The organism is Xenorhabdus entomophaga (genome assembly GCF_037996725.1).
GTDB lineage: Bacteria > Pseudomonadota > Gammaproteobacteria > Enterobacterales > Enterobacteriaceae > Xenorhabdus > Xenorhabdus khoisanae.
The window spans coordinates 1-1,064 of the sequence record NZ_JBBMXH010000264.1; the positions used below are offsets into that span (position 1 = coordinate 1).

2 protein-coding genes are annotated in these 1,064 nt (G+C 53.7%); both read right to left on the minus strand.

The window, feature by feature from the left end:
* Positions 1–333 (minus strand): phage major capsid protein (locus AAC854_RS22655; RefSeq protein ID WP_340619060.1); only part of this gene is annotated, 333 nt, incomplete at its 3' end.
* A gap of 13 nt (positions 334–346) precedes the next feature.
* Entirely contained in the window at positions 347–994 is a 648-nt protein-coding gene (locus AAC854_RS22660; RefSeq protein ID WP_340619061.1) for an HK97 family phage prohead protease, read from the minus strand.
* Between the last annotated feature and the right edge of the window lie 70 nt (positions 995–1,064).

Below are 1,064 nucleotides of genomic sequence, written 5' to 3' on the forward strand. Positions count from 1 at the left end.
GGTCGTGGTCTGCATGGCTTTTTGTTCCAGTTCGGCCAGCCCGTCCACCTTGCCCTTGCGGATAAACTGGGCAAACGCGGTTTTGTGTTCATCCACCGCCTTGTTATTGCCACTGCCTGCCGGACGTTTCAGCCCCGCCAGTTCGTCTTCCAGTGCGGTTTTCAGGCTATCCAGCTCACCGAGCTTGCCGTTCAGGGTGTCCACCTGCTCAGACAGTTTGCCTTTTTCCGCCTCAATCGCCTCAATGCGCTTATCGTTTTTCTGTTGGAATGCCTCGAAAGCGCCTTTCAGTTCCTGCGCAACTTCACTGACATCTTTATGATCAATCGCCATAACAGCCTCTTATTTAGTTAAATTTAATGGATTTCAAGGTGGCCAGTGCGGCCCGCTCAGCATCACGCAGAGAAAGTGCACGGTAGCCGTCAGCCATCAGGGCCTTGGCTTGGGTTCGCGACAGCCCGACATCACGCAGGACTCGCTCAATACTTTTTGGAGAAGGTATTTCACCGCGGGCAAAGGCCGACTTCACCTCGCTCACCCGCGCTTCATCGTTAGCGGGAAAGGTCACCAGACTCACTTCCCATAAATCGAGATCTTTGAGTAAAAACGCCTCTTTTGTCCGGTCATATTCCCAGTCTTTCAGGATATAGCCGATGGACAGTCCCGACAGGGAACCGGCTTTCATATGGGCATGGGCCCGTTTCGCCAGCGGATCGTCATCAATGAGTAAGCGCCCCCTGAGATACAACCCGGTCTCGTCTTCTTTCATCTCGGTATAAATACCGATGGGTTCGTCCATCCGGTGCTGCCAGAGCAACGCGGGCAGGCTGCCTTTCTCATTCCATTGTTTCAGGGTATTGGCAAAAGCGCCGGGCAGGACAATATCGTCGTAGCTGTCCTTGACCCCGAACACCGAACCGTAGCCCTCGAACTCACCGGAGTCGCTGACCGATTTGATTTTCAGGGGCACATCAAGCCGTTGTCTGGTCATCATCGGCATGCGTCTCTTCCTCCTTTTTCGGGGATTGTTCAGGTTTGGTTGTCATGTTCATGGGCGTCAGGTA

Coding starts and splice junctions, on each gene's coding strand:
- AAC854_RS22660 (WP_340619061.1), bottom strand. CDS start 994: ATGATGACCAGACAACGGCTTGATGTGCCCCTGAAAATCAAATCGGTC.